Origin of the sequence: Sulfuricurvum sp. (assembly GCF_049305995.1) — a bacterium.
In the GTDB taxonomy this organism is placed as follows: Bacteria; Campylobacterota; Campylobacteria; order Campylobacterales; family Sulfurimonadaceae; genus Sulfuricurvum.
The window spans coordinates 1-6200 of record NZ_JBAQPS010000329.1; the positions used below are offsets into that span (position 1 = coordinate 1).

General features: G+C 40.1%; 5 protein-coding genes, 1 tRNA gene and 1 pseudogene. All 7 read left to right on the forward strand.

Annotated features, from left to right (window positions below; translation table 11 throughout):
* Positions 1-315 (forward strand): response regulator (locus WA010_RS11205; protein ID WP_422557201.1); only part of this gene is annotated, 315 nt, incomplete at its 5' end.
* A gap of 112 nt (positions 316-427) precedes the next feature.
* Positions 428-502 (forward strand) — tRNA-Glu (locus tag WA010_RS11210).
* A 66-nt stretch (positions 503-568) separates the two neighbouring features.
* Positions 569-2650 carry a phosphate acetyltransferase gene (gene pta / locus WA010_RS11215; protein WP_422557202.1) on the forward strand — a complete coding sequence of 694 codons (2082 nt, stop codon included), beginning with the start codon at positions 569-571 and terminating at the stop codon, positions 2648-2650.
* Positions 2647-3768, forward strand: coding sequence for an acetate/propionate family kinase (locus WA010_RS11220; protein ID WP_422557203.1), 1122 nt, complete (start codon positions 2647-2649; stop codon positions 3766-3768). Before pta ends, WA010_RS11220 begins: the two co-directional genes overlap by 4 nt.
* 40 nt (positions 3769-3808) lie before the next feature.
* Positions 3809-5080: a glutamate--tRNA ligase gene (gltX, locus tag WA010_RS11225; RefSeq protein WP_422557204.1), complete on the forward strand. Its 1272-nt coding sequence runs from the start codon at positions 3809-3811 to the stop codon at positions 5078-5080.
* Positions 5077-5364: a YggT family protein gene (locus WA010_RS11230; protein ID WP_422557205.1), complete on the forward strand. Its 288-nt coding sequence runs from the start codon at positions 5077-5079 to the stop codon at positions 5362-5364. The genes gltX and WA010_RS11230 overlap by 4 nt, the downstream gene beginning before the upstream one ends.
* Positions 5361-6200, forward strand: a pseudogene (locus WA010_RS11235) (hypothetical protein); the annotation flags it as partial. The gene WA010_RS11230 and the pseudogene WA010_RS11235, both read left to right, overlap by 4 nt.

A 6200-nucleotide genomic window follows, 5' to 3' on the forward strand; every position in this document is an offset into this window, starting at 1 on the left:
CGCCGTATCCGTGCGATCAATCCTTCACAAATTATTATCGTTATTTCTGCAAGTAATGATATTCAAAAAATTTCTGAATCAATCGAAGTAGGTGTTAACAGTTTCATCCAAAAACCGATTGATACGAAAAAAATTCTTGAGATGCTTCAAAATATCACAAGCCTTGTATCAAGACGTAAAAAGATTGAAACTAAAACATTCTCAATTTCATTGCCTTTAGATGTTTATGAGTTGGTTGATGATAATGCAAAAGCAGAGAGCATCTCTAAAAATGCTGTTATTATCCGTGCACTTCGTTCATTTTATAACGACTAATTTTCCTGCTTCTCACTGTTGTGGGAAAAAACTATATTGCTTTATCTCTTTTTCAGCAATATAGTTTTATAATTTCGGCTCAGGTTTTCCTGTGTCTTTCTTTTTTTAAAGTGGCCCCATCATCTAATGGTTAGGATTCCAGATTTTCATTCTGGCCATAGGGGTTCAAATCCCCTTGGGGTCACCACTTTAAATTTCCGTTTATTTATTTTATTCATGTTACTATGCTCCTATGAAACTCAGGAGTTTTTCAATGAGCGTTAAAAATCTCTACATCGCTTCACTTGAACCCAATGCAGGATCGCTGTTTGTCTCGATGGGTATCATGGAACTACTCAAAAGCCGCCTTGGCAATATCGCATTTTACAAACCGATCATCTCCGAAAAAAACGATAATGACATTCATTTTATGATAGAACATTTTGCACTAGAGCAAATAGAACAAAGCTGTTTTAGCTATTCTTTGGATGCACTCGAATCCCTCCTCTCTGAGAATAGAGAATCCGAAGTGATCGAAACTATTATCGAACAGTACCATGTCCTTGAAAAAGTGTACGATTTTGTTTTGATTCAGGGCTTTGACCCTTCAGCACTCTCGACTATCCTCTCTCATAATTTTAACCATACGATCGCTAAAAATCTCCAATCTCCCTATCTCTTCGTCGTTAATGCCAAGGCAAAAAGCTCTGAACACCTTTTACATGAAATAGCCATGGAGCGATTGTCGCTCAAAAATGAACATATTGATCTTTTAAGTATCATAGTCAACCGTCTTGATGATGACGAACATCGTTGCTTTGAACGTCAAACTCACGAACATAGTCCCCCGATTTTTTTGATACGAGAGTTGGATGAACTCAATACTCTCAGTATTGCGGAAGTAAAACGCTCTCTCAACGCCGATCTTATTTTTGGCACGCAAGAAGATTTGGAACGAACCATCAAGCAACCTAAAATCGCGGCGATGACTATCGAACATCTCATCACCCATTTCGAAGAGGGGGATCTGATTATTGTTCCTGGGGATCGTCTTGATGTGATTTTAAGTGTCATATATGCCAACCGTTCGAGTGATTTTCCATCGATTGCAGGTATTTTACTCACAGGAGGGATTATACCTCCTGAGCCATTCTTAAAACTCATAAGGGGAATTTCCGAGTGTAATATTGCCATCCTTAGTGTTACCAACGACACCTATCAAAGTGCTATTCTCATCGATCATATCGTTCCCTCTTTTTGCCCAATACATGATCGTAAAATTGCTTTGTCAATGGGAGAATTCATGCGTGCAGTGGATAGTGAAACCATCACAACATTGCTTCAAACTTCCCGCACGGATATTATTACCCCCTCAATGTTCCAATACGGTCTTTATCAGCGATCTCATCATAATCGCAAACGGATCGTATTGCCTGAAAGCAATGATGAACGGATACTTCGAGCTGCTGATATGCTGCTTCGGCGTGAAGCGGTTGAACTGATATTGCTTGGTGACCCGATTGCTATTGTAAACCAAGCCGGTATGTTGGGATTGGATCTTTCTAAAGCAACCATCATTGATCCTAGCAACTCCCCTCTGATGCAAATCTATGTTGAACAATTCTATCGTTTGCGCAAACACAAAGGGATGAGTCTTCATACAGCACAAGATGCGATGACTCACCGAACTTATTTCGCAACCATGATGGTACATAACGGTGATGCGGATGGTATGGTTTCCGGCGCGATTCATACAACCCAAGACACTATCCTCCCTGCATTACAAATTATCAAAACTAGCCTACCCATCACTCTCGTCTCAAGCCTCTTATTTATGTGTATGTCAAATAACGTATTGGTCTATGCGGACTGTGCCGTGAACCAAGATCCCAATGCCGAGGAGCTTGCTCAGATTGCCATTGCTTCAGCACTTACCGCCAAACAATTCGGGATCGAACCGAGAATTGCCATGTTATCGTACTCTACGGGAGATTCTGGGCATGGAAGTGATGTTGATAAAGTACGAGAAGCCACCCAAATCGTTAAATCGCTCCATCCTGAACTACTCATCGAAGGACCGATACAATACGATGCTGCTATTGACCCAGATGTCGCTCGCATCAAACTCCCCGAATCACCCGTGGCTGGGTGTGCCACTATTTTTATTTTTCCCGACCTTAACACAGGGAATAATACCTATAAAGCAGTTCAGCGTTCATCGAATGCAGTGGCTATCGGTCCGATTTTACAGGGGCTCAAAAAGCCAATCAACGATCTCAGCCGAGGATGCAGTGTTGCTGATATTGTCAATACAATTCTTATTACAGCAATCCAGACGCAAAGTGAAGAGAAATGAGCATCATTGTTATCAATGCCGGAAGTTCATCAATCAAATACAGTGTATATAATGCCGCAACACTTGAAATGATCGATCATGGTCTGATCGAAGAAGTCTTGGACTATCACGACGGATTTATCCAAATGGGTGTTGCTTTGGTTCGACACAACATCGATATTTGCCAGATAGAGGGATTTGCTCATCGTGTCGTCCATGGAGGTGACCAGTTTTATGCTCCGGTAATCATCAATGATCTATTTATTGACGAAATTCGCCGTCTGGTTCCTCTCGCACCGCTTCATAACGCTGCTAATATCGAAGGGATTATGGCTGCTCGAACCATTGCCCCGAATGTTCCTCATATCGCAGTATTCGATACATCGTTTCATCAAACAATGCCTCCTTATGCCTATCGCTATCCCCTCCCCCATGATTTGTATGAAAACTACCATATAAGACGTTACGGATTTCACGGCAGCTCACATGATTATGTTAGTCGCAAAGGATCTGAACATTTAGGATTGCCTCGTGAAATATTGAATCTTATCACGTTTCATATTGGCAACGGTGTCAGTGCCTGTGCAATACGTCAGGGGATTAGTATCGATACGTCGATGGGTATGACGCCTTTGGAAGGTCTTATGATGGGTTCCCGTAGCGGTAGTATCGATCCATCAATCATTGGTTATTTGATGCGAGAAAAACATCTAACTATCGATGAAATAGAGATATTGTTGAATAAACAAAGCGGTTTGATCGCAATCGCCGGCACGAATGATTTACGCCGTATTATTGAAGCTAAAAATGCAGGTGAACCGAATGCAGAATTGGCTGTAGAGATGTTTTGCTACCGTTTACGAAAACAGCTCGGTGCCTATATGGCTGTATTAGATGGTGTAAATGCTATAATTTTTACTGGGGGGATAGGAGAACACTCTGCTTTAGTAAGAAAGACGATGTGTGAGAAGTTGGATCATTTAGACATCCGCATAGATGATGAACAAAATACTCATAATGCACTTTTTATTCATCAACATAATTCTACCGTTAAATTACTCGTAATTCCTACCGATGAAGAATACCAAATTGCATCCTACGCACAGGCACTGCTGCTCGATAAAAGCTCTCTCAAATAGAGAATCTGTTAGAATAACAAAAAAAATGTAGGAACCGTTTATGCTCCGTTTCGCTCCAAGTCCGACGGGAGATATGCACATCGGCAATCTTCGCGTCGCATTGTTTAACTATATCTGTTCCGTTCAACGAGAAGAACCGCTTCTCATCCGTATCGAAGATATCGATAAAGAGCGTAATATCCCCGGAAAAGAAAAAGAGATTTTTGAGATTTTGGCACTGTTTGGGATCGAATACCAAGAGCAACAATTTCAAAGCAATAACCTTCGTTTTCATCGTGCTATGGCACTTCAACTCCTTCAAGATAAAAAAGCATTTAACTGTTTTTGTACCTCTGAAACTTTGGAAAAAAAGCGTGAAGCATCCAAAGAGGGTAAAATTGCTTATCGTTACGATGGTGCGTGTGAAAACCTCCATCCTGAAGAGGTTATCGACAATCCTCTCCCATTTACGATTCGTCTCAAAAAGCCGATATATTCGATTACGGTTACCGATATTATCAAAGGTGAAAGTACCTTTTCCGCCGATGACATTGATAGTTTTATTTTGATGCGCGCCGATAAATACCCAACTTATAATTTTGCGTGTGCGGTGGATGATATGCTCTCGGATATCTCCCTCATCATCCGTGACGAAGATCATCTCAGTAACACCCCTAAACAAATCGCGATTCATGAAGCACTGGGTTATACCAAAAAAGTCGAATACGTTCATCTGCCGAGTATCCTTGAGAACTCCGTAAGTATCAAATGGCTCCTTGAAGAGGGGTATTTGCCCGAAGCTATCACGAACTATCTGATTTTAATGGGGAATAAACCTCCGTGTGAAATTTTCACTCTCAAAGAGGCTATTAAATGGTTTGATTTAAAAACTCTTTCCAAAACGCCTGAGCGATTTGATATCGATAAGCTCAAATTTATCAATCGTGAACACCTCCGTGGACTTGATCCAAAAGAACTCTCTCGATATATTGGTTTTGCCGATGAAGAGATCGGAAATCTTGCTAAACTCTTTTTGGAAGAGGTGAGTACCCTTAAAGAGCTTCGTACCAAAATCGGTGCCATTTTTGCCCCTAAAGTTGTTTCTGAGGAATATAATAAAGAAGGGTTTGATGTATTACGTGAGCTAACCCTAAAAGCTCCCCATTTTGATGATTATGAGTCATACAAAGCTTATTTGATAGAGCACAGTGGTCTAAAAGAAAAAAATCTTTTTAAACCGCTCCGACTTCTTCTCAGTGGTGCGGAACACGGTCCTGAGATGAATGATCTCTATACCCATATCAAAAATTATCTTAAAGAGGTGGTCAAATGATATCAGGAATAATTTCAGGTCTAGGCGGTATCGTCCACTCCCTGCTTACGGTTTATATTTGGGTAGTCATTATCGGAGCACTTTTAACGTGGGTGCGACCTGATCCATATAATCCGATCGTACAAGTCATCTATCGTTTAACGCAACCTGCCTATGATTTAATTCGTCGATTTATCCCTACTGTCTTTAATGGTTTGGATTTGTCTCCAATCATTTTGATTGTTGCACTTAATGTTATCGATATTGTCCTCATCAATATAATCAATGCGTTGGTTCTTGGATGAGATCGACGTTTCTACTTTCCGTACTCTTGTGCGGAACACTCTCAGCCATTACCATCGATCAAATCAACGATAAACCTGCATCTCGTGAAAAAAACTTTCTTATCTGGCAGTTTTTAAAACAAGATATTAATGCCTCAGAGGCTTCAGAAGCATTTTATCAAGTTGATAATGTCAATGAACGTTTTTTATTTGATTATGCCGCAAAAACTGATGAGCCCGAAATACGCTATACCTCAGAATGTATGCAAAAAGTATCTACCGAACTTATGAATATAGAACAAGATGATTGCCTCTATCTTGCTATTTCGCCAATAAAAGCACAACGCTTACAAAGTTATGAACGTGAATTGATTGCAATGCGTTTAGGGGATCGTTTCGGAGATATTCAATGGCTTAGAACGATGAATTATAATAACCATTTTGCCCTTTACAGTGATGTAGAACCCTCTATGAAACTCTTCCTGATCTCTGGAAATACCTATCGACAAGAGCATTTCAATCATCTCATTGATAACGAAACACTTTCTCAACTAATAACCATGCGAGGATTTAATCAGCTCGTTTATCTGAGCGTAACCGATCCAAAGATGGAAAAAATGCAAGCATCACTTGCTAATGTAAGCGGTGGAGTGTATGATGGACAAACTCATTTTTATTTGGGTATTAATGCGCTGAAATTCAAGCACCATGATAATGCTCTTTTTCATTTCAAAGAGGCAAAACGCAAATCCCTCTCTCTCATCGAAAAAGACAAAAATATTTTTTGGATTTATCGCATTACTGCTGAAATAGCTACTCTTCAGGAACTTGCAGATAGTTTGGATATTAATATGTAT

Coding starts and splice junctions, on each gene's coding strand:
- WA010_RS11230 (WP_422557205.1), top strand. CDS start 5,077: ATGATATCAGGAATAATTTCAGGTCTAGGCGGTATCGTCCACTCCCTG.
- gltX (WP_422557204.1), top strand. CDS start 3,809: ATGCTCCGTTTCGCTCCAAGTCCGACGGGAGATATGCACATCGGCAAT.
- pta (WP_422557202.1), top strand. CDS start 569: ATGAGCGTTAAAAATCTCTACATCGCTTCACTTGAACCCAATGCAGGA.
- WA010_RS11220 (WP_422557203.1), top strand. CDS start 2,647: ATGAGCATCATTGTTATCAATGCCGGAAGTTCATCAATCAAATACAGT.